A 23,116-nucleotide genomic window follows, 5' to 3' on the forward strand; every position below is an offset into this window, starting at 1 on the left:
GCACGCAACGTGGCCCATCAACTCCTGAACGACACTTTTCTGCGCGCGCTGCTGCGCCAGCCCACCGACTACACGCCGATCTGGCTGATGCGGCAGGCTGGCCGCTATCTGCCGGAATACAACGCCACGCGCGGTCGCGCGGGCAGTTTCCTCGGTCTCGCGAAGAACCCGGCTTTCGCGACGGAAGTCACCTTGCAGCCCCTCGATCGCTATCCGCTCGACGCCGCGATCCTGTTCTCCGACATCCTGACCGTGCCCGACGCGATGGGCCTCGGTCTCGAGTTCGTCAACGGCGAAGGGCCGAGATTTGCCCGTCCGGTGCGCACCGAAGACGACGTCGCGCGCCTCGCGGTGCCCGACATCGACGCGACACTGCGCTACGTGACCGACGCCGTGCGTGAAATCCGCTCGGCGCTGAAGGACGCGCAAGGCCGCCAGCGCGTGCCTCTGATCGGCTTCTCAGGCAGCCCGTGGACGCTCGCGTGCTACATGGTGGAAGGCGGCGGCTCGGCGGACTTTCGCACCGTCAAATCGATGCTGTACGCGCGTCCCGATCTGCTGCAGCGGATTCTCGAGGTCAACGCGCGCTCGGTCGCGGCATATCTGAACGCGCAGATCGAAGCTGGCGCGCAAGCGGTGATGATTTTCGACACATGGGGCGGAGCGCTCGCCGATGGCATCTATCAGCGCTTTTCGCTGCGCTACATCGAGCAGGTGGTCAGCCAGCTGAAGCGCGAACACGACGGCGAAAAAGTGCCCGTCATCGCGTTCACGAAGGGGGGCGGCTTGTGGCTCGACGACATCGCCGCGAGCGGCGTCGACGCGGTGGGCCTCGACTGGACCGTGAACCTCGGCAAGGCGCGCGAGCGTGTCGGTGGCAAGGTGGCGCTTCAGGGCAACATCGATCCGTCGGTGCTGTTTGCGCCGCCTGCCGCGATCCGCATGGAAGCGCGCGCGGTGCTCGACAGTTTCGGCAACCATCCCGGCCACGTTTTCAATCTGGGTCACGGCATTTCACAGTTCACGCCGCCAGAGCATGTTGCTGAACTGGTCGACGAAGTGCATCGTCACAGCCGCGCTATTCGTAGTGGCGCACATACGCCCGCGTGACTGTGTAATCATTACCGTTTCTTGTTGCATTGCAGCGAATTGGGCTCTCGCCCTAAGGACCGCAGCTCCGCGAATACGCCGCCAGATGGTGGTCTTACGAAAGTCAAGAGCTGACTTATGCACACTTCGCACGCTGCGGCGCGGTAGAGACTTTAATCGTGCCCCGACCCTTGCACATACTCGGCGCATTTGATCTGAGCCTTGCCGGGCAAGGGTTTGCCGGGCGCGTGAGGAAATGTGCGGAATCCCACACAAGGCCGTCGCGGCGCCGTTTGCGGCCCGTCGAAGCGAAGTTCTCAACAAAGTTATCCACAGGGCCGCGAGCCGAGCGCAATTGTTCAGTCGAATCCAAAACTTAGCGGTGAAATTAAGGTTTTACTTTAACTTCTACGGCTTCGCGTCCCATGCGACCCACCCCGCGCCGCGAGTTGGCCTCGTGCCGGCTCATCCTTAGCGCCACGCCGAGTGAACGAAATGTTCGTCCGCGTCGCGCTCGACCATCCGCTGCCGACCCTGTTCGACTACCGCTGCGACATCTCCGGGGCGGCTGTCGTAGGCACGCTCGTCAGCGTTCCATTTGGCAAGCGACACGTGGTGGGGCTCGTTTGCGAAGTGACCGCTCACAGCGACGTGCCGGCCGAGCGCCTGCGTGATGTGGATCAGGTCTGCACGGCGTGTCCGCCGGTGTCGACACATTGGCTCGCGCTCGCCGCATTCGCCGCGGACTACTATCAGCGCGGTCTCGGCGAAGTGGCGCTGCCGGGGCTGCCGCAGGCGCTGCGCGACGCGTCGCGCTGGTCGCGGCTGTTCGCGCCGGAAGAGCGCTATCGGTTGACGGCCGAGGGCCGCACGGTATTGCCTGACGCCTTGCCGGCCCGCGCGACCGCGCTCCGAGCGCTCGCGCAAGCGCTAGCTCAAGCCGACTTCCTCCTCGCTGCCGACGCCCGCGCGCTGCATCCGAAGGCGCTGGCGACACTCGACACATGGCAGACGGCAGGCTGGGTCACGCTCGATGTGATCGACGCCGCCACGGTGCCCGCCGCCGCGTCGCTGCCGAACATGCCCGCGCCTGCCCTGCCAACCCTCACCGACGAACAGGCGAGTGCCGTCGAAGCGATCCGCGACGCCCACGGCTTCGCGCCGTTCCTGCTGCACGGGGTGACGGGCAGCGGCAAGACCGAGGTGTATCTGCGCGCGCTCGCCGCGATTCTGGCCGGCAAGCCCGATGCGCAAGCGCTCGTGCTGGTACCGGAAATCAACCTGACGCCGCAGTTCGAGGCGGCGTTCCGCGCCCGCTTCGCCGCGCTCGACGCCAGCGCGATCGTCACGCTGCATAGCGGCCTCGCCGAAGGCGAGCGCGCCCGCAACTGGTTCGCCGCGCACACCGGCCGCGCGCGCATCGTGCTCGGCACGCGGCTCGCGGTGCTCGCGTCGCTGCCGCGGCTGGCGATCATCGTCGTTGACGAGGAGCACGATCCGGCCTACAAGCAGCAGGAAGGCTTGCGCTATTCGGCGCGCGATCTCGCGATCTATCGGGCGAAGCAACTCGGCGTGCCGGTCGTGCTTGGCTCGGCGACGCCGTCGCTCGAGAGCTGGTGGCAGGCAGATCAGGGCCGCTACGAGCGGCTCACGCTGTCGCGCCGCGCCGTCGCCGAGGCCGCACTGCCGAGCGTGCGTCTCATCGATCTCGAAGACGAGCGCCGGCGCGGGCGGGCATCGATCGAAGGTTTGTCGGGCCCGTTGATCGCCGCGATAAAGGCGCGGCTCGAACGCGGCGAGCAGAGCCTCGTGTTCCTCAACCGTCGTGGCTACGCGCCGCAACTCGCCTGCGACGCGTGCGGCTGGGTGGCCGGGTGTCCGCGCTGCAGCGCCTACGTCGTGCTGCACAAGCCCGAGCGCGCGCTGCGCTGCCATCACTGCGGCTGGGAGTCTCGTATCCCGCGCTCGTGCCCGGAGTGCGGCAACGTCGATATCGCACCGCTCGGGCGCGGCACGCAGCGCGTCGAGGAAACGCTTGCGAGCGCGGTGCCGGGCGCCCGTGTGCTGCGTATCGACGCCGACAGCACGCGCCGCAAGGGCAGCGCGCAGGCGTTGTTCTCGGACGTGCACGCGGGCGAGGTCGATATTCTGGTCGGCACGCAGATGATCGCGAAGGGCCACGATTTCCAGCGCGTGTCACTGGTTGGCGTGCTGAACGCCGATACCGCGCTGTTTTCGCATGATTTCCGCGCGAGCGAGCGCCTGTTCGCGCAGCTGATGCAGGTGAGCGGCCGCGCGGGCCGCGCCGGTCTGCCGGGCGAAGTGCTGGTGCAGACGCGCTATCCGCGTCACGCGCTGTATCACGCGCTGTGCCGTCATGACTACGTCGGCTTCGCCAATGCGACGCTCGCCGAGCGACGCGACGCGCACCTGCCGCCGTTCGTCTACCAGGCGCTGTTGCGCGCCGAAGGCCGCACGCTCGAAGCGGCGCTCGCGTTTCTGCAGCAGGCCGCCGCCGAACTTGCGCGGATTCCTGCCGCCGGGCGCGTCACCGTCTACGACGCAGTGCCGCTCACGATCGTCAAGGTGATGCACGTGCATCGCGCGCAGCTGCTGATCGAAAGCGCATCGCGCGCGGCGCTGCAGGCTACGCTGCGCGCGTGGCAGCCACTGTTGCGCGCGCTCAAGGGCGTGCTGCGCTGGAACCTCGAGGTCGATCCGCTCGACATCTGACGCCACGGGCCAGATGACGCCCGCCATACTTCTTTGAGTCATATCCATAGAGCGAATGATCGTTTCGCTTTGCGATCCCGCTCGCCTATAGTCGCCAAATCGGCGCATTTTGGGGCTAAACGACAATAACTTCGCGCCGATGCCACTCAACTTTCGCGGGGCATCTGCAATGAGCGACACCCATCACACCGTGCCGGAGGGCGCCACGCCGGGTCAGCGGCAAGGTACACAAGACGCGCAAACCGCACGAGGCAGCGGCTTTTCGCTGACCGAAGACTGGCTCGCCGCGGGCGTCGGCCTGCTCGTGATCGTGATCGCGTGGGCACTGTTCGCGTCGGGCAGCAGCATCAAGTGGCTCGCGGTCGCGCCGGCCAAATGGTCGAGCGTCGCGCAGGCCGCGCAGGACATCGGCAAGCATCTACCCAACTACCTCGCGCTATTCGCGACATTCGCGGTGCTGTTCGGCGCGAGCGTCGCCCTGCTCCGGCAGCGCGTCGGCGCGTTTCTCGCCGCGTTCGTCGTGGTGTTCGTCGCTTCCGCGCTGATTCTGACGCTCGGCGCATGGGTCGACGCGTCCAGGTACAACCTCGAGCCGCCGCTCGTCGCGCTCGCGCTCGGGCTGCTCGTGTCGAACCTGTTCACGCTGCCGGAGTGGCTCGCGGCCGGGCTGCGCGTCGAGTTTTACATCAAGGTCGGTATCGTGCTGCTCGGCGCGACGCTGCCGTTCACGCTGCTCGTGTGGGCAGGTCCGGTCGCGGTCGTCCAGGCGAGCATCGTGTCATTGGTGACGTTCTTCGTGATCTTTCTCGTTGCGCGAGCATTCGGACTCGATCGACGCTTTGCCGCCGTGCTCGGTGTCGGCGGCGCGGTGTGCGGCGTGTCGGCGGCGATCGCGATTGCCGGCGCGGTACGGGCGAAACGCGAGCAGGCGTCGGTCGCGATCACGCTGGTCGTGCTGTGGGCGATCGTGATGATCTTCGTGCTGCCGTTCGCGTCGCGCTCGCTCGGACTGCCGACGGCCGTCGCCGGCGCCTGGATCGGCACCTCCGAATTCGCCGACGCCGCGGGCATCGCCGCCGCCCAGGCCTACGGCGATTTCGCGCGCCACGCGGGCGGCGCGATCGCCGGCGCGCCGGAAGCGTCGTTGCAGGCCTTCACGCTGATGAAGGTGGTCGGCCGCGACATCTGGATCGGCATCTGGGCGTTCGTGCTCGCAATCGTCGCGACGACGCGCTGGGAAGCGCAGGACAGCGGCGTCGCCGCGCGCGCGAATGCCGGTGAGATCTGGGCGCGTTTCCCCAAGTTCGTGATCGGCTTCGTGATCGCGTCGGCGTTGGTCACGTGGATCGCGAGCCATTATTCACTCGCCGATTACCGTAAGGTCGTCACGCCGGAGTTTGTCGCGCCGATCACGGTGCTGCGCACGTGGGCGTTCACCTTCTGCTTCCTGAGCATCGGTCTGACGACGCGCTTCCGCTCGCTTGCCGCGACCGGTCTGAAGCCGTTCCTCGCGTTCACGGCGGGCGTGGTGGTCAATATCGCGATCGGTTACGCGCTGTCCGCACACGTGTTCGCGTCGTACTGGAACAGCCTCGGATAACGCCGTGAAGATTTCGATGGATCGTGGCGCCGGCGCTGCGCCATACGTAGGCGCCGTAGAGCGCAGCAGCGCGGCAGACGCCCCCTGCTGCGCCGCATGCCGGCATCGCGTGAGCGAACGGGATGTGCTCGAGCAGCGTATCCCAGGGCTTGCCGTGTTCAGTTCAGGGTTCGGCGCGAGCGTCGCCGATAGCCGACTGTGTGGTCTGCATGACCAGTTGGTATCGCCCGGCGATGTCTGTGCGCGGTTCGAGCCGGTTGCGCCGTCGCTCGGGCCGCGCTGATCCAACAGCGATCTTCAGGCGCAAATCCCCGCGCCAATCCAGTCGCGAATCCCCACATTCGCGCGCATCCGGCTTCATGAGCCGTTGCGCGCCCTCTCCTGATCTCAGTCGTTCAGCGCGTTTCGCGTATCGCCCGCCGATCCACGCGAGGCCGCGCTCGCACGCTTGCGCTCCTCTTCGCGCCGAGTCGAGCCCCTTGTCGCGCCTCGAATGAAAAACACCGCACAGGCCGCGCACATCGCCCAGACGCCCAGTATTACCAGCCACTTTTCCATCACACCAACCCTCGAGAACCCCGTTTATCTTTTCTGCGTGCCCTGAAACCGACGTTTCGGGCCGTCCGTCTTCGTGCTTCTGTATATCGGCGCGCGAAGTCGTTTGATAAGGCTTATTTCAAAAAGAATCACGCCAGGGAAAGTACCGATCGAAAACACCCCGGTCCGACTGTCGGTCACCGCCCGGAAACCCATGTTCCATAAGGCTTCCGACGGGGTGCAACCAACCTGCCGATTTGGTTGCACCTTTTTATTTGGAGGCGTACGATTCGCCCAACTTTTAGTCTTTCGCCAGGCTCGCGCCCGATATCAGAGAAGGAAACATGGCTAGCACCACCCTTGGCGTCAAGGTCGACGACCTCCTGCGTTCCCGGCTCAAAGATGCCGCCACCCGCCTCGAGCGCACCCCGCACTGGTTGATCAAGCAGGCGATTTTCGCCTACCTCGAAAAGATCGAGCACGGCCAGTTGCCGGCCGAACTGTCAGGCGCGACCGGCACGGCCGATCTCGCCGACGGCGCGGCGGTCGAGAACGAGGAAGACGGCGCATCCCATCCGTTCCTCGATTTTGCGCAGAACGTGCAACCGCAGTCGGTGCTGCGCGCGGCGATCACCGCCGCGTATCGCCGCCCCGAACCCGAGTGCGTGCCGTTCCTGCTCGGCCAGGCGCGTCTGCCGGTCAACCTCGCCGGCGACGTGCAGGCGATGGCCGGCAAGCTCGTCGAAACGCTGCGCTCGAAGAGCAAGGGCGGCGGCGTCGAAGGGCTGATCCACGAATTTTCGCTGTCGAGCCAGGAAGGCGTCGCGCTGATGTGCCTCGCCGAGGCGCTGCTGCGCATTCCCGACCGCGCGACCCGCGACGCGCTGATCCGCGACAAGATCAGCAAGGGCGACTGGAAATCGCACGTCGGCCAGGCGCCGTCGCTGTTCGTCAACGCGGCGACCTGGGGCCTGATGATCACCGGCAAGCTGGTGACGACCAATAGCGAGACGAGCCTGTCGTCGGCGCTCACGCGCCTGATCGGCAAGGGCGGCGAACCGCTGATCCGCAAGGGCGTCGACATGGCGATGCGCCTGATGGGCGAGCAGTTCGTGACCGGCGAGAACATTTCCGAAGCGCTCGCGAACAGCCGCAAGTACGAGGCGCGCGGTTTCCGCTATTCGTACGACATGCTCGGCGAAGCGGCCACCACCGAGGCCGACGCGCAGCGCTACTACGCGTCGTACGAGCAGGCGATCCACGCGATCGGCAAGGCCGCGGGCGGCCGCGGCATCTACGAGGGCCCCGGCATCTCGATCAAGCTGTCGGCGCTGCACCCGCGCTACTCGCGCGCGCAGCAGGAGCGCACGATGAGCGAGCTGCTGCCGCGCGTGCGTTCGCTCGCGATCCTTGCGCGCCGCTACGACATCGGCCTCAATATCGACGCCGAAGAAGCCGACCGCCTCGAACTCTCGCTCGACCTGCTCGAAGCGCTGTGCTTCGATCCGGAGCTGCAAGGCTGGAACGGCATCGGCTTCGTCGTGCAGGCGTATCAGAAGCGCTGCCCGTTCGTGATCGACTACCTGATCGATCTGGCGCGCCGCAGCCGCCACCGTGTCATGGTGCGGCTCGTGAAGGGCGCGTACTGGGATACGGAAATCAAGCGCGCGCAGGTCGACGGCCTCGAAGGCTATCCGGTCTACACGCGCAAGGTCTACACCGACGTGTCGTACCTCGCCTGCGCGAAGAAACTGCTCGGCGCGCCCGATGCCGTCTATCCGCAGTTCGCGACGCACAACGCGCACACGCTGTCGGCGATCTATCAGCTCGCAGGCAACAACTACTACCCCGGCCAGTACGAGTTCCAGTGCCTGCACGGCATGGGCGAGCAGCTCTACGAAGAAGTCACCGGCCGCGACAAGCTGAACCGCCCGTGCCGCGTGTACGCACCGGTCGGTACGCATGAGACGCTGCTCGCGTATCTCGTGCGCCGGCTGCTCGAGAACGGCGCGAACACGTCGTTCGTGAATCGCATCGCCGACGAATCCGTCGCGATCAAGGAGCTGGTCGCCGATCCGGTCGAGGAAGCGTCGAGAATCGTGCCGCTCGGCGCGCCGCACGCGCGCATTCCGCTGCCGCGCAACCTGTATGGCGCGGAACGGCTCAATTCGATGGGCTTCGATCTGTCGAACGAGCATCGGCTCGCGTCGCTGTCGTCGGCGCTGCTCGCGAGCGCGCATCATCCGTGGCGCGCCGCGCCGATGCTCGAAGACAACCAGATCGCGGTCGGCGCCGGGCGCGACGTGCGCAACCCGGCCGACCATCGTGATCTCGTCGGCACGGTCGTCGAAGCGACGGCGGAGCATGTGAGCGCCGCGCTCGGCCATGCGGTGGCCGCCGCGCCGATCTGGCAGGCGACGCCGGTCGAGGCGCGCGCGGATTGCCTCGCGCGCGCCGCGGATCTGCTCGAAGCGCAGATGCACACGCTGATGGGCCTCGTGGTGCGCGAAGCGGGCAAATCGCTCGCCAACGCGGTCGCGGAAATCCGCGAAGCGATCGACTTCCTGCGCTACTACTCGACGCAGATCCGCGACGAGTTTTCGAACGACACGCATCGGCCGCTCGGTCCGGTGGTCTGTATCAGCCCGTGGAATTTCCCGCTGGCGATTTTCATGGGCCAGGTGGCCGCCGCGCTCGCGGCCGGCAACACGGTGCTCGCGAAACCGGCCGAGCAGACGCCGCTGATCGCAGCTCAAGCGGTGCGAATTCTGCGCGAAGCGGGCGTGCCGGCGGGCGCGGTGCAACTGCTGCCGGGCAATGGCGACACGGTCGGCGCCGCGCTGGTCGCCGATCCGCGCACGCGTGCGGTGATGTTTACCGGCTCGACCGAAGTCGCGCGTCTGATCAACAAGACGCTGTCCGGCCGACTCGATCCGGATGGCAAGCCGATTCCGCTGATCGCCGAAACCGGCGGTCAGAACGCGATGATCGTCGACTCGTCGGCGCTCGCCGAGCAGGTCGTCGCCGACGTGCTGCAGTCGTCTTTCGACTCCGCCGGTCAACGGTGTTCGGCGTTGCGCGTTCTTTGTCTGCAGGACGATGTCGCGGACCGCACGCTCGACATGCTGACGGGCGCGATGCGCGAGCTCGCGCTCGGCAACCCGGACCGGCTGTCGACCGACGTCGGCCCGGTGATCGACCTGGACGCGAAGCGCGGCATCGACGCCCACATCGCGGGGATGCGCGACAAGGGCCGCAAGGTCGAGCAACTGCCGCTGCCGGAGGGCGCGACGCAGGGTACTTTCGTGCCGCCGACGCTGATCGAGCTCGACAGCATCGACGAACTGAAGCGCGAAGTGTTCGGTCCGGTGCTGCACGTGGTGCGCTATCGCCGCAGCCAGCTCGACAAGCTGCTCGAACAGATTCGCGCGACGGGTTACGGTTTGACGCTCGGCATCCACACGCGCATCGACGAAACGATCGCGCACGTGATCAGCCGCGCACACGTAGGCAACATCTACGTGAACCGCAACGTGATCGGCGCGGTGGTCGGGGTGCAGCCGTTCGGTGGCGAAGGACTGTCGGGTACGGGGCCGAAGGCCGGCGGTGCGTTATATCTGCAGCGTCTGCTCGCAACGCGTCCGGCTGGTTTGCCGAAGTCGCTCGCGCAGGCGCTGGTGGTCGAAGTACCGCAGGCGGCGCAGGCGGCAGAACAGGGCGACAATCCGGCGGCCGCGCTGAGCGCGTTGCGCGACTGGCTGATCGCCGAGCGCGAGCCGCAGCTTGCCGCGCGTTGCGACGGCTATCTGTCGCATGTGCCGGCGGGCGCGACCGCGGTACTGTCGGGGCCGACCGGCGAGCGCAATACGTACACGCTGGGCCCGCGCGGCACGGTGCTGTGTATCGCGTCGACGGCGAGCGGCGCGCGCGTGCAGTTCGCGGCGGCGCTGGCTACGGGAAATCGTGCGTTGTTCGAGGGCGCGGCCGGTGAACAATTGGTTTCGCAATTGCCGGCGTCGCTGAAGGCCCACGCGAGCGTGAAGAAGAGCGCCGACGCGCCGTTCGACGCCGTGCTGTTCGAAGGCGACAGCGATGAGCTGCTCGCGCTCGTGAAGGAGGTCGCGAAGCGCGCGGGGCCGATCGTGTCGGTGCAGGGCGTCGCGGCCCGTGCGCTCGCGAGCGGCGACGAGGACTACGCGCTCGAGCGTCTGCTCACCGAGCGCTCGGTCAGCGTGAATACCGCGGCGGCAGGCGGCAATGCGAATTTGATGACGATCGGTTGAGCGAACCTCGGCGATTTCTTCAATAGAAAGGAAGCGGCACGGCGACCCCGACACCGCTTTATCCACACCTGGTATCAAGGAGAAGCTATGCAACACAAAATGAAACAGCTGGCAGGCGCAGCTCTGGTTGCCGCCATGTCGCTGGCGGGGACGGCCAACGCTCAATCGACGGAAGACGTGAAGATCGGTTTCGCCGGTCCGATGACGGGCGCACAGGCGCACTATGGCAAGGACTTCCAGAACGGCATCACGCTCGCGGTCGAAGAGTTCAACGCGACGAAGCCGGTGATCGGCGGCAAGCAGGTTCGCATCGTGCTCGACTCGGCCGACGACCAGGCCGACCCGCGCACCGGCACGACTGTCGCGCAAAAGCTCGTGGACGACGGCATCAAGGGTATGCTCGGCCACTTCAACTCGGGCACGACGATTCCGGCCTCGCGCATCTACGCGAACGCGGGCATTCCGCAGATCGCGATGGCGACGGCGCCGGAATACACGCAGCAGGGCTTCAAGACCACCTTCCGCATGATGACGTCCGACACGCAGCAAGGCTCGGTCGCTGGCGCGTTCGCGGTGAAGAACCTCGGCATGAAGAAGATCGCGATCGTCGACGATCGCACCGCTTACGGCCAGGGTCTTGCGGATCAGTTCGAGAAGGCTGCGAAGGCGGCAGGCGCGACGATCGTCGATCGCGAATACACGAACGACAAGGCCGTCGACTTCAAGTCGATCCTGACCAAGCTGAAGTCGTCGAACCCGGATCTGATCTATTACGGCGGCGCGGATTCGCAAGCAGCACCGATGGTCAAGCAGATGAAGCAGCTCGGCGTGAAGGCGCCGCTGATGGGCGGCGAAATGGTCCACACGCCGACCTTCATCAAGCTCGCCGGCGATGCGGCGAACGGCACGGTGGCTTCGCTCGCCGGTCTGCCGCTCGAAGAAATGCCGGGCGGCAAGGCATACGTCGAGAAGTACAAGGCGCGCTTCAACGAAGACGTGCAAACGTACTCGCCGTACGCGTTCGATGGCGCGATGGCGATGTTCACCGCGATGAAGAACGCGAACTCGACCGATCCTGCCAAGTACCTGCCGGTCCTCGCCAAGACGTCGAAGCCAGCCGTGACGTCGGCCAACCTCGCGTACGATGCGCGCGGCGATCTTAAGAACGGCGGTATCACGCTGTACAAGGTCGTCGATGGCAAGTGGACGACGCTGCAAAGCGTGGGCGGCAAATAAGTTTTTTGCTGACTACGGTTGATAATAGAAAACCCCGCTGTGGCGGGGTTTTTTTATGGGCGGCGCGTTCGACACGCTGTCGGGCCACGTGGCGATTTTCACTGCCCGCGCATCTTCCTCCCCTGCTCACGAATCATCTCGAGCGTCGCCGCGGGCGTGCTCGCTTCCTGCGGCATGCGAATTTCGATCACGGCCGGCAGCTGCGATTCGATCGCGCGTTGCAACGCCGGCAGAAAATCCCCGGTACGTTCAACGGTTTCGCCATGCGCGCCGAACGATCGCGCGAATGCCGCGAAGTCCGGATTCGTGAGGCCGGTGCCATGCACGCGATGCGGATAGTGTCGCTCCTGATGCATGCGGATCGTCCCGAATTGGCTGTTGTTGACGACGATGAACAGTACGCGCAGGTCGTACTGCATCGCTGTCGCGAGCTCCTGCGCGGCCATCATGAAGCAGCCGTCGCCGGCGAGCGCGACCACCGCGCGCTGTGGATACAGCGACTTTGCCGCGAGCGCCGCCGGCACGCCGTAGCCCATCGCGCCGCTCGTCGGCGCGAGCTGAGAACGGAAGTGCCGATACGAGAAATGCCGATGCAGCCACGTCGCGTAATTGCCCGCGCCGTTCGTGAGGATCGCGTCGTCGGGCAAGTGGGCGCGTAACTGCTGGATCACTTCGCCCATCTGCACGTCGCCGGGAATTGGGCGCGGCTTGCGCCAATCCAGATACGCGCGATGCGCTTCCTCAGCGGCACCCGCCCAGGCGAGCCTGCCGGACGACGACGGTTGCAGTTCCGCAAGCATCGCCGCAAGCTCAGGCATGCCCGAGACGATCGGCAGATCGGCCGCATATACGCGGCCCAGTTCTTCCGCGCCCTGATGCACGTGCACGAGCGTCTGCTTCGTCTTCGGGATGTCGAGCAGCGTGTACCCGTTGGTCGTCGCTTCGCCGAGGCGCGGACCGAGCGCGAGCAGCAAGTCCGCGTCGCGAATGCGCTGAGCGAGCGCCGGATTGATGCCGAGACCGACGTCGCCCGCGTAGTTCGGATGCTCGTTGTCGAAGGTGTCCTGGAAGCGGAACGCGAGGCCAATCGGCAACTGCCAGTTTTCGATGAAACGCCGCAGGTCCGCACATGCGGCCGCTGTCCAGCCGCTGCCGCCGGCGATCACCATCGGCCGTTGCGCGCCTTCGAGCAACTCGCGCAGCTTCGCGATCTGCGCGGCCGATGGCGACGCCGCCACGCGGTGATAAGCGGGTGCGCCAGGTACCGCGTCGCAGGCGTCGCTCAGCACGTCTTCGGGCAGCGCCAGCACGACCGGCCCGGGCCTCCCCGAGGTGGCCGTATGAAACGCATGGCTCAGATATTCGGGGATGCGCTTCGGGTCGTCGATCTGCGCGACCCACTTCGCCATCTGACCGAACATGCGCCGGTAGTCGATCTCCTGAAAGGCCTCGCGATCGAGATGTTCGCGCGCGCACTGACCGATCAGCAGAATCATCGGCGTGGAGTCCTGAAACGCAGTATGAACGCCGATCGACGCATGCGTCGCGCCCGGCCCGCGCGTGACGAGTGCGACACCCGGGCGGCCGGTCAGCTTGCCGAGCGCTTCGGCCATGTTCGCGGCCGCAGCTTCGTGACGGCAGACGATCGTCTGGATGCGCTCGGTTTCGTCGTGCAGCGAATCGAGCACGGCGAGAAAGCTTTCGCCGGGGACGCAGAACACGCGCTCGACGCCGTGTGTGAGCAACGCCTCGACGACGAGGCGCGCGCCGGTCGTGCGTGCGGTATGGGAAGCGATAACGGAATTGGAAGCGGAATTGGCAGCGGGAGCATTCGGCAGCGACATTGCGAAGAAGCCTCCTGGCAGTGCGTGGGTGCGTTGGGATGGAGCCACATCGGCGGAACGTGCAACAGCGGCTGATGGGCGCTTCGACAGCTTACGCCGAGCACGTGGGCGTTGTCATGGCGCAGCGCAACTGTTCGATCGGCGTGCGCGCAACACGATCGCGCAAATGAAAACGCGAGCCGCAGGGCCCGCGCTTTTCCGATGCGATCGCACGCAATTAAATGCCGCGCTCAACGACTCAACACTCGACGATATTTACCGCGAGTCCGCCGCGCGACGTTTCCTTGTACTTGGTCTTCATGTCCGCGCCGGTTTCGCGCATCGTCTTGATCACCGAATCGAGCGACACGTAGTGGCTGCCGTCGCCGCGCAACGCCATGCGCGCGGCATTGACCGCCTTCACCGATGCCATCGCATTGCGCTCGATGCACGGAATCTGCACCATGCCGCCGACCGGATCGCAGGTGAGCCCGAGGTTGTGCTCCATGCCGATTTCCGCGGCGTTCTCGACCTGCTTCGGCGTGCCGCCCATCACGGCGGCCAGCGCGCCCGCGGCCATCGAGCATGCGACGCCGACTTCGCCCTGACAGCCCACCTCCGCACCGGAGATCGACGCATTCAGCTTGTACAGGATGCCGATCGCGGCGGCCGTCATCAGGAAGTCGATCACGCCCTGCTCGTTCGCGCCCGGCATGAAGCGCGTGTAGTAATGCAGCACCGCGGGAATGATGCCGGCCGCGCCATTGGTCGGCGCGGTGACGACGCGCCCGCCCGCCGCGTTCTCTTCGTTGACGGCGATTGCGTACAGGTTGATCCAGTCGACCATGGACAGCGGATCCTGCAACGCGCGCTCAGGGTTGCCGGTCAACGCGCGATAGAGTTGCGGCGCGCGCCGCTTCACCTGGAAAGGTCCGGGCAAGTGACCATCGGCATCGGGATTGTTGATGCCGCATCCGCGCGCGACGCATGATTGCATTACGTCCCAGATCTTCAGCAGACCCGCGCGCGTCTCTTCCTCGCTGTGCCAGACGCGCTCGTTTTCCCACATCAGCTGCGCGATGCTCTTGCCGCTCGCCGCACACAGCGCGAGCAATTCGTTGCCGGTACGGAACGAATGCGGAAGCTGATCGACGGCGCTCAATACCTTCGTGTTCGGCGCGCCGGCCGTCACGACGAAGCCGCCGCCGACCGACAGATAGGTCGACTCGCGCAGCGTTGCCCCTTGCGCATCGAAGGCGAACAGCTTCAGGCCGTTCGGATGCTCGGGCAGCGCCTGACGATAAAACGCGATGTGCTCTTTCTGCACGAAGGGCACCTCGTGCGTGCCGAGCAGCGCGAGTTGGCGCGACGTGCGCACTGCTTCGAGCCGTTGCGCGATCGTCTCGGGATCGACGGTGTCGGGCGCGTCGCCCATCAGGCCCAGCATGACGCCGCGATCGGTGCCGTGGCCCTTGCCGGTCGCGCCGAGCGAGCCGTACAGCTCCGCTTTCACCGATGCGGTGGAAGCGAGCAGCCCGTCGCGCTCGAGTCCCTGGACGAACATCAGCGCCGCGCGCATCGGCCCGACCGTGTGCGAGCTCGACGGACCAATGCCGATTTTGAAGAGATCGAAGACGCTGACTGCCATGTACTGCTCCCTGCCTATAGATAAAGAGTTTAGCGCGCCGGCAGCGGCAAGCACACGGCGAGCCACGCGGGCGGCGTCGGTGCGAGCTGCAGCGCGACTGGCGTAAAGCGTCCGTCGAGACGGGCCGCCAGGTGAAACAGTTCCGTCGCGTTCTTCGGATTCCACTGACCCGAATAGTCGGGCAAGCCGGCCTCGCGACGTTTTGCATCGAACGCGACGTTCGAATGCACGAATTCCTCATGCGTCTGAGCGCCGGTAGCAAACGGCACGAGCCAATTCAGCGCGGCGAGCAGCGTCGCGCCGTTCGCGCCCTTTTCTTGCAGCCAGTTGCGGTTGTGGCGGCGCGCGGCGAGCGCGGCCGTCACCAGCGGTTGCAGATCGTAGGTCACGTAGTGCAGCGCATCGCGCTCGCCGAAGTCGATCGTCGAGCCGTCCGGGGCGATGTTGTCGCCGATATGCTCGACGAACAGCCGCTGCGCGGCGTTGATCATCTTGCGGTTGTCGAGCGTGAATGCCGCCATCGCGATCAGCTTGATGCGGTGGCTTTGCCAATTGTTGCGGAACGTGCCCGTGAGCGGCCGCGGCTGCGCGTCGATCTGCGCGATGTAGCCGTTCGCGAGCTTCGTCAGAAACGCCATCGCCGCGTTGCGCGTTTTGACGGGCAACGCGCTCGCGGTCATGTCGTACGCGAGGATCAGACCTTCGAAACGCGTTTCGTCGATCGGATCGAAGCTCGGCTGATAGGTCGTGACCCACGCGTACAGCAGACGGTCGACGAGCTTCAGGAAGCGGTCGTCGCTGGTCGCGCGCCACGCGAGCGCGGCGTCGCGCAGCAGGTCGAGATCCTTCTCCGCTTCGACGCTCTGATCGTAGATGCCCTCGTGCGGCAGCGTGCCCTCGGTGTGCAATTTGGCGAGCGCATGCGGCTGCTCGTTCAGATGTGCCTGCACGTTGGCGACGAGCGCCTTGACGCCGGGGTCGGCATTGGTGCGCTCGCTCGTTTGCAGCGCCGGCGCCGCACAGAAATTCATCGCGGCCTGCGCCGCGCGCAGCGGCAGCAACGCGGCCGCTGCGGCCAACAGCACCGCGTAAGCGGGCCGCCACGGACGGACGCCTGCCGCCTCGGCCCGGCTTTGCATCAATCGCACCTTTCGCGCCATGCGAAACTCCTCGTTAGGCTGATTCGGTGTGTGATGTTAGCCGGTTGCGGCTTTCAACGACAGGATCGCGGGTGGACCGCTCGCGGACGCCGACGGACCTTCACAGCGCCGCGCATGACGTCTCGCCGACTCGCGCTGCTTACTCGTAATCGGCGATCGGCACGCACGAGCAGAACAGGTTGCGATCGCCGTACACGTTGTCCGCGCGACCGACCGGCGGCCAGTACTTGTTCGCGATCAGCGTCTTCAGCGGGTAGGCAGCGGTCTCGCGCGCATATGCGTGCTTCCAGTCGTCCGAGATCACGACCGCCGCCGTGTGCGGCGCGTGCTTCAGCGGATTGTCGTCGCGGTCCGCGCGGCCTTCCTCGACCGCGCGGATTTCCTCGCGGATCGCGATCATCGCCTCGATGAAGCGGTCGAGCTCTTCCTTCGACTCCGACTCGGTCGGTTCGACCATCAGCGTGCCCGGTACCGGGAAGCTCATCGTCGGCGCGTGGAAGCCATAGTCGGCGAGGCGCTTCGCGACGTCGTCGACGGTGATGCCGCTCGTGTCCTTGATCGGACGCAGATCGAGAATGCACTCGTGTGCGACGAGGCCGCCGGGGCCCGAGTACAACACCGGATAGTGCGGCGCGAGCTTGTTGGCGACGTAGTTCGCGTTGAGGATCGCGGTTTCGGTCGCGGCGGTCAGGTTCTTCGCGCCCATCATCGCGATGTACATCCACGAGATCGGCAGGATCGACGCCGAGCCGTACGGCGCGGCCGACACCGCGCCGATGCCATCCTCCGAGCGCTGGTAGCCCGACGAAGTCTGGTTCGGCAGGAACTGCGCGAGATGCGCGCCGACCGCGACCGGACCGACGCCCGGTCCGCCGCCGCCGTGCGGAATGCAGAAGGTCTTGTGCAGGTTCAGGTGCGAGACGTCGCCGCCGAACTGACCCGGCGCGCACAGGCCGACCATCGCGTTCATGTTCGCGCCGTCCACGTACACCTGGCCGCCGTGCGCATGCACGATCTCGCAGATTTCGCGGACGTTCTGCTCGAACACGCCGTGCGTCGACGGGTACGTGATCATGATCGCCGCGAGCTTATCGGCGTGCTGCGCGGCCTTCTTCTTCAGGTCTTCGATATCGACGTTGCCCTGCGCGTCGCATGCCACGACCACGACCTGCATGCCGGCCATTTGCGCCGACGCCGGGTTCGTGCCGTGCGCCGAAGCGGGAATCAGACAGACATCGCGATGCGCTTCGCCGCGCGACGCGTGATAGGCGTGGATGATCAAAAGACCCGCGTACTCGCCCTGCGAGCCCGCGTTCGGCTGCAGCGACACGGCCGCATAGCCGGTCGCGGCGACCAGCATCTCTTCGAGCTGATCGATCATCTCGCGGTAGCCGACGGTTTGTTCGGTCGGTGCGAACGGATGGATCTGGCCGAACTCGGGCCACGTGACCGGCAGCATTTCCGACGTCGCATTCAGCTTCATCGTGCAGGAGCCGAGCGGGATCATCGAGCGATCGAGCGCGAGGTCCCTGTCCGACAGGCTGCGCAGATAGCGCAGCATTTCCGTTTCCGAATGATGACGGTTGAACACGTGATGCGTCAGGTACGCGCTCGTGCGTTCGAGCGCGGCCGGCACCGACGCAGAGTTCGATGCGTTGAGCGCGGCGTCGAGCGCGTCGACTTGCGGCACGTCGCTCGTGAAGGCCGCTTGAGCGAACACCGCGAGCAGGTCGGCCAGATCGTGGCGCGTGGTGGTTTCGTCGATCGACAGGCCGACTTGCGTCGCGCTCACGTGGCGCAGGTTGATGCGCCTGGCCGTAGCCGCGTCGTGCAGCGCTTGCGTGCGTGCGCCGGTGTCGAACGTGAGCGTGTCGAAGAAAGTTTCGTTGACGAGCTGATAGCCAAGCTGCTTCGCGCCTTCGGCGAGCAGCGTGGCGATGCGATTGACGCGCAGTGCGATCGTCTTCAGGCCACGCGGGCCGTGATAGACCGCGTACATGCTCGCCATGATCGCGAGCAGCGCCTGCGCGGTGCATACGTTCGAGGTCGCCTTCTCGCGGCGGATGTGCTGCTCGCGCGTTTGCAGCGCGAGACGCAGCGCGGGGTTGCCTTGCGCGTCGACGGTTACGCCGACCAGACGTCCCGGCATTTGCCGCTTGAATTCGTCGCGCACCGCGAGGTACGCGGCATGCGGGCCGCCGAAGCCGACCGGCACGCCGAAACGCTGCGTATTGCCGACCGCGACGTCCGCACCCCATTCGCCCGGCGGCGTAAGCAGCGTCAGCGCGAGCAGGTCGGCGGCGACGACGACATGGCCGCCCGCCGCGTGGATCGCTTCGGTCAGCGCGCGGTAGTCGCGCACGTCGCCGTTCACGCCCGGGTATTGCAGCAGCACGCCGAATGCGTTGGCGTCGGCGGCTTCAGCGGCCGGCCCGACTTTCACTTCGATGCCGACCGGCGTCGCGCGCGTCTTCACGACTTCGATGGTCTGCGGCAGCACGTCGTCGGCAACGAAGAACACGTTCGACTTCGGTTTGCCGACGCGTTGCAGCAGCGTCATCGCTTCGGCGGCGGCGGTCGCTTCGTCGAGCAGCGATGCGTTCGAGATCGCGAGGCCGGTCAGGTCGGTGACCATCTGCTGGAAGTTCAGGAGCGCTTCCAGACGGCCTTGGGAAATTTCAGGCTGGTACGGCGTGTACGCGGTGTACCACGCCGGATTTTCGAGCACGTTGCGCAGGATCACCGTCGGCGTATGGGCGTTGTAATAGCCCTGGCCGATGTAGGAGCGGAACACCTGGTTCTTGTCCGCGAGCTCGCGCAAGGCGGCGAGCGCTTCGGCTTCGCTCTTCGGTTGCGCGAAGGGGCCGAGCGGTAGCGTTTCGGTGCGGCGGATCGTCTTCGGGATGACGGCGTCGATCAATGCCGCGCGCGACGCGAAGCCGAGTGCTTCGAGCATCGCTTGCTGGTCGGCCGTATCCGGGCCGATATGCCGTTCGGCGAAGGCGTCGTGCACTTCGAGCGCGGCGAGCGAGAGAGGAGTGCGGTTCATCAGACGATCCGGGTGTTCGAGCTTCATGGGTGTTCCTGGCGGCGGGGCGCGCCGTTCGTTGTGCGAGCGCCGCGCCTGACGGTTAAAACAGAAGGCGACTCAGGCGCCGATCGACTTCGCGTACGCCTCGGCGTCGAGCAGACGGTCGAGCGACGCATCGGCGGCCGGCTTGATCTTGAACAGCCAACTGTCGTACGGCGTGCTGTTGACGGTTTCGGGCGAGTCCGCGACGGTCGTGTTCGCCTCGATGACTTCTCCCGAGACCGGCGCGTAGATATCGGAGGCGGCCTTCACCGATTCGATCACGGCGACTGTGTCGCCCGCGGTCACGGACTTGCCGAGTTCCTGGACTTCGAAGAAGACGATGTCGCCGAGCGCTTCCTGCGCGTGGTCGGTGATGCCGACCGTCAGCGTGCCGTCCGCTTCGGTGCGGACCCATTCGTGCGATTCGGTGTATTTCAGTTCGGCCGGGATGCTCATTGGATGCTCCTGAACGGTATGTTCGGTAGTGTTTGAATGTAGGGGCGTGCGCCGGCCGCTTAGACCGCCAGCACCTTGCCGTTGCGCACGAACGGCAGTTTTACCACGCTTGCGGGACAGGCTTTGTCGCGAATCTGGACGTGCACGGTGTCGCCCGGCAGCACGCCCTTCGGCACGCGCGCGAAGGCGATCGATTCCTGCATGGTCGGCGAGAACGTGCCGCTGGTGATTTCGCCGTCGCCGTGCGGCGTGACGACTTTCTGATGCGCGCGCAGCACGCCAGCGGCCTTGCCGTTTTCCTTCAGCAGGATCAGGCCGACGAACGCGGCGCGCGAGCCGTCGGCTTCGAGGCTGCTCTTGCCGACGAACTCGCGCGGCGAGGCCAGGTCGACGGTCCATGCGAGGCCGGCGTCGAGCGGCGAGACATTGTCGTCCATGTCCTGGCCATACAGGTTCATGCCGGCTTCGAGGCGCAGCGTATCGCGCGCGCCGAGACCGGCCGGGCGCACGCCGTGGGCCGCGAGCGCATTCCACAGCGCTTCGACGTGGGTAGCCGGCACGATGATCTCGAAGCCGTCTTCACCGGTATAGCCGGTGCGCGCGACGGTCAGCTCGCCGAACGGCGTGCCGTCGACGCGCGCGGCGTTGAACGGCTTCAGCGCTTCAGTCGCGGCGCGCGCGGCCGGCACGGTTTGCCAGGCCTTTTCGCGTGCGTTCGGGCCTTGCACGGCGACGATAGCGAGATCGCGGCGCGGCGTGATGGTGAGACCGAAGCCGCCCGCGTTGAGCTGGCCGAACCAGGCGATGTCTTTGTCGGCGGTGCCGGCGTTGACGACCACGCGGAAGTGGTCTTCGGCGAAGTAATAGACGATCAGATCGTCGATCACGCCGCCGTTCGGATTCAGCATGCAGGAGTAGAGCGCGCGGCCCGGCGTTTGCAGCTTCGCGACGTTGTTCGCGAGCGCGTATTCGAAGAACGCGCGGACGCGCTCGCCAGTGAAGTCGACCACGCACATGTGGGACACGTCGAACATGCCGGCGTCGGTGCGCACCGCGCGATGTTCCTCGATCTGCGAGCCGTAGTTGACGGGCATGTCCCAGCCGCCGAAGTCGACCATGCGAGCATTGAGCGCGCGGTGAGCGGCGTGGAGCGGGGTGTGTTTGAGTTCGGTCATGGGGCCTCGGGCATCTCGCGAAACAAAAAAGGCCATGCGGCGCACTGCCTCGCGGCCGTGTGCCTGCGAGCGTGGTTCTGCATGACCCCTCTGTCCTCGATACCTGAGAGATTGCGCCGCCGCGACTGGCTCAATGAGCTCGATCCGTCACGGTGAAACGCGCGCCCCTTCGGTGGGCAGCCTGCCTGCGGTGCACGAGGTGCGACGCGGATGGCTACTGCCGCTCTCCAGAGTGCGAAAAAGCCGCCGGAAGACGGGTTTTTCGACGCGGTCGGTCCTTTTGCCTGAGAGTTTGCGGGTGTGCCCCTTCGGCGGCGCGGCCTGCGATTTTTCGCCTGCCAGCACGCTCTCCCGACGCGTGCGGCGAATTTACGCGACGGGCCGGGGCTTGTCAAATAAAGGCCCGGGAGCGGTGTGGGGCCGACTGTGGCTGGTCGGGGGCGTCAAAAGAAAAGCGCGGACCGTGGTGCCCGCGCTTTTCAGTTGCTTCTCCCGGTGCATCCGTGACCGCACGATGAGCGGCAGTGGGGGTTCACTAGGCGGCTCGTTTGCCGACTCGGTTTGCCCACTTGCTCGCTGACTCACTCGCCGATCGCATGAGCCGCACTGTCCAGTTCCTGATTCAGCACGCGCTGTTCTTCCGCGGACAAACCGCCGCCATGCTGGGCGGCCATGTCATGCGCTTCCTGGCGGATCGTCTCGAGACGGTGATGCAGCGCGGCGCCTTGCGGAGGCGGGTAATAACCCTGATTCACGCGGTTATCGATACGGTGCGCGAGATTGTCGATGCGGCCGTCGACCTGATGCAGACGCTGGTCCGCGATCTGCTGCGGAGTCGGGCCCGGATGCGGCGCCGGCGGGGGCGTTACCACGCAGGCGGCGACGGAGCCGAGCAGCGCGCATGCAACAAGGGCACGGATGATTCGAGACATGGATTCTCCCGGAGTCGTTGTCGTGTTGGGTTGCTACCTCACTAGCAACGGCTGACGAAGAACGCCCGCTGACCTGGCAGCGGGCGAATTTGTAACGTTATGTTCCTTTCCGGCACGTCAGGAAAGCCCGCGCCGACCGCTTTCGCGGCGCTAAAGGCGGTCCCGTTTTTGGTACACAGCTCGTGGTGGCGCGGTGTCGACGCGCAGCGGGGCGGGGCTCAGCGAATGCGCTCGAACGGCAGTCGCACGCCCTGCTCGGAACTGCGCGCGGCCAGTTCGATGATCGTCATCACGTCGACCGCGTCGCGCGTGCTGATCGGAAATGCGACGCGGTTCTGGATCGCGTCGGCCAACGCAATATAGAAGCCTGCGTACTCGCCGTTGCGGGTCGGCAATTCGCACTCGACTTCCTCGTCGCCTTCGAGCACGCGCAGCACGCCGGGGCTGTTGCCGGCGCCGAAGCCTGCGTCGCCGGGGCGCAGGCCCGCTTTCAGCTGATCTTCCTGGGTGTCGAGGCCGTACTTCACGTAGCTGCCGCGCGTGCCGTGGATAGCAAAGCGCGCTCCCGGCAACGCGGTCAACGCGCTTGCGTGCAGCACGACCTCGAACTCGTCGTAGCCGAGCTGGATGTGCACGTAGTCGGGTGCACTTGCGTCGTCGCGATGGGTGCGCACCGTCGCCGATACGGTCTTCGGCGCGCCGAAGAGGGCGAGCGCCTGGTCGATCAGATGCGGACCGAGATCGAACAGCAGACCGCCGCCGCGCGTCACGTCTTCGCGCCAGCGCTGACGCACGCCCGGCCTGAAGCGGTCGAAATGCGATTCGTACTGCGTGAGGCGACCCAGTTCCACGCGCGCGAGCAGATCGCGCAGGGTCAGAAAATCGCCGTCCCAGCGGCGGTTGTGAAAGGGCGCGAACAGCTTGCCGCGGGCCAGCGCGATATTGGCAAGCGTGTGGGCGTCGGCGGCGCTCAGCGTGACAGGCTTGTCGACGACCACGTGCTTGCCGGCTTCGAGGGTGCGGCGCGCGAGGTCGAAGTGGGTGTCGTTGGGCGTCGCGATCACGACGCAGTCGATGTCGTCGAGCGCGAGCAGCGCGTCGAGATCGGCGACGATTTTCGCGTGCGGATAGTCGGCGTGCGCGCGCTCGGATTGCCCGGTCGCAATCGCGGCGACCCTCGCGCGTCCGCAGTGTTCGATCACCGGTGCGTGAAACGTCGCGCCGGCGAAGCCGTAGCCCATCAATCCAATTCTCAGCGATGCGGACATGCGAGTCTTCCTGGAGGAGCGGCGCGCCGCCTTGCCACCGCGGCGGCGGCGCGTAATCTGATCATTGTGGCATTTGTGGGCTGGACTGGGGGCTGAGCATGAC

The 23,116-nt window shown here is 66.0% G+C and carries 13 protein-coding genes and 2 riboswitches; of the genes, 5 read left to right on the plus strand and 8 right to left on the minus strand.

From position 1 onward, the window contains the following. Window positions 1–9 precede the first annotated feature (9 nt). The 5 genes from hemE (at window position 10) to HDG37_RS23535 (ending at window position 11,478) form a co-directional block, all read left to right on the plus strand. Window positions 10–1,110 (plus strand): uroporphyrinogen decarboxylase, encoded by a 1,101-nt coding sequence (gene hemE, locus HDG37_RS23515; protein ID WP_184051714.1) that lies wholly within the window; start codon window positions 10–12, stop codon window positions 1,108–1,110. Window positions 1,111–1,584: 474 nt separating this feature from the next. Then, window positions 1,585–3,822, plus strand: a complete 2,238-nt coding sequence (locus tag HDG37_RS23520; RefSeq protein WP_184051716.1) for a primosomal protein N' — start codon at window positions 1,585–1,587, stop codon at window positions 3,820–3,822. 169 nt (window positions 3,823–3,991) lie between these two features. Continuing rightward, entirely contained in the window at window positions 3,992–5,422 is a 1,431-nt protein-coding gene (locus tag HDG37_RS23525) for a YeiH family protein (protein ID WP_184051718.1), read from the plus strand. A gap of 881 nt (window positions 5,423–6,303) precedes the next feature. Next, window positions 6,304–10,242, plus strand: coding sequence for a trifunctional transcriptional regulator/proline dehydrogenase/L-glutamate gamma-semialdehyde dehydrogenase (gene putA / locus HDG37_RS23530; protein WP_184051720.1), 3,939 nt, complete (start codon window positions 6,304–6,306; stop codon window positions 10,240–10,242). 87 nt (window positions 10,243–10,329) lie between these two features. Then, window positions 10,330–11,478, plus strand: coding sequence for a branched-chain amino acid ABC transporter substrate-binding protein (locus tag HDG37_RS23535; protein ID WP_090802413.1), 1,149 nt, complete (start codon window positions 10,330–10,332; stop codon window positions 11,476–11,478). Between the two features lie 98 nt (window positions 11,479–11,576). Here HDG37_RS23535 and HDG37_RS23540 read toward each other — a convergent pair whose 3' ends face one another. The 8 genes from HDG37_RS23540 to HDG37_RS23575 all read right to left on the minus strand — a co-directional run bounded on the left by HDG37_RS23540 (window position 11,577) and on the right by HDG37_RS23575 (window position 23,013). Further along, window positions 11,577–13,322 (minus strand): thiamine pyrophosphate-binding protein, encoded by a 1,746-nt coding sequence (locus tag HDG37_RS23540; protein WP_184051722.1) that lies wholly within the window; start codon window positions 13,320–13,322, stop codon window positions 11,577–11,579. A 238-nt stretch (window positions 13,323–13,560) separates the two neighbouring features. Continuing rightward, a complete protein-coding gene (locus HDG37_RS23545) occupies window positions 13,561–14,949 on the minus strand; it encodes an L-serine ammonia-lyase (RefSeq protein WP_090802417.1) in 1,389 nt (462 codons plus the stop codon). A gap of 29 nt (window positions 14,950–14,978) precedes the next feature. Next, complete coding sequence (locus HDG37_RS23550; RefSeq protein WP_184051724.1) at window positions 14,979–16,109, minus strand: alginate lyase family protein; 1,131 nt, start codon at window positions 16,107–16,109, stop codon at window positions 14,979–14,981. A 139-nt stretch (window positions 16,110–16,248) separates the two neighbouring features. Next, a complete protein-coding gene (gcvP, locus tag HDG37_RS23555) occupies window positions 16,249–19,185 on the minus strand; it encodes an aminomethyl-transferring glycine dehydrogenase (protein ID WP_184051726.1) in 2,937 nt (978 codons plus the stop codon). Between the two features lie 72 nt (window positions 19,186–19,257). Next, the gene (gene gcvH / locus HDG37_RS23560; RefSeq protein WP_184003117.1) at window positions 19,258–19,638 is read right to left on the minus strand and encodes a glycine cleavage system protein GcvH; all 381 of its coding nucleotides are present in this window, start codon (window positions 19,636–19,638) and stop codon (window positions 19,258–19,260) included. Window positions 19,639–19,697: 59 nt separating this feature from the next. Continuing rightward, window positions 19,698–20,813: a glycine cleavage system aminomethyltransferase GcvT gene (gene gcvT, locus HDG37_RS23565; protein ID WP_184051728.1), complete on the minus strand. Its 1,116-nt coding sequence runs from the start codon at window positions 20,811–20,813 to the stop codon at window positions 19,698–19,700. Window positions 20,814–20,893: 80 nt separating this feature from the next. Beyond that, window positions 20,894–21,054: riboswitch (glycine riboswitch) on the minus strand. Between the two features lie 20 nt (window positions 21,055–21,074). After that, window positions 21,075–21,177: riboswitch (glycine riboswitch) on the minus strand. Window positions 21,178–21,394: 217 nt separating this feature from the next. Further along, entirely contained in the window at window positions 21,395–21,745 is a 351-nt protein-coding gene (locus HDG37_RS23570; RefSeq protein WP_184003121.1) for a hypothetical protein, read from the minus strand. A gap of 218 nt (window positions 21,746–21,963) precedes the next feature. Next, the gene (locus HDG37_RS23575; RefSeq protein WP_184051730.1) at window positions 21,964–23,013 is read right to left on the minus strand and encodes an oxidoreductase; all 1,050 of its coding nucleotides are present in this window, start codon (window positions 23,011–23,013) and stop codon (window positions 21,964–21,966) included. Between the last annotated feature and the right edge of the window lie 103 nt (window positions 23,014–23,116).

The organism is Paraburkholderia sp. MM5384-R2, from assembly GCF_014201025.1.
In the GTDB taxonomy this organism is placed as follows: domain Bacteria; phylum Pseudomonadota; class Gammaproteobacteria; order Burkholderiales; family Burkholderiaceae; genus Paraburkholderia; species Paraburkholderia tuberum.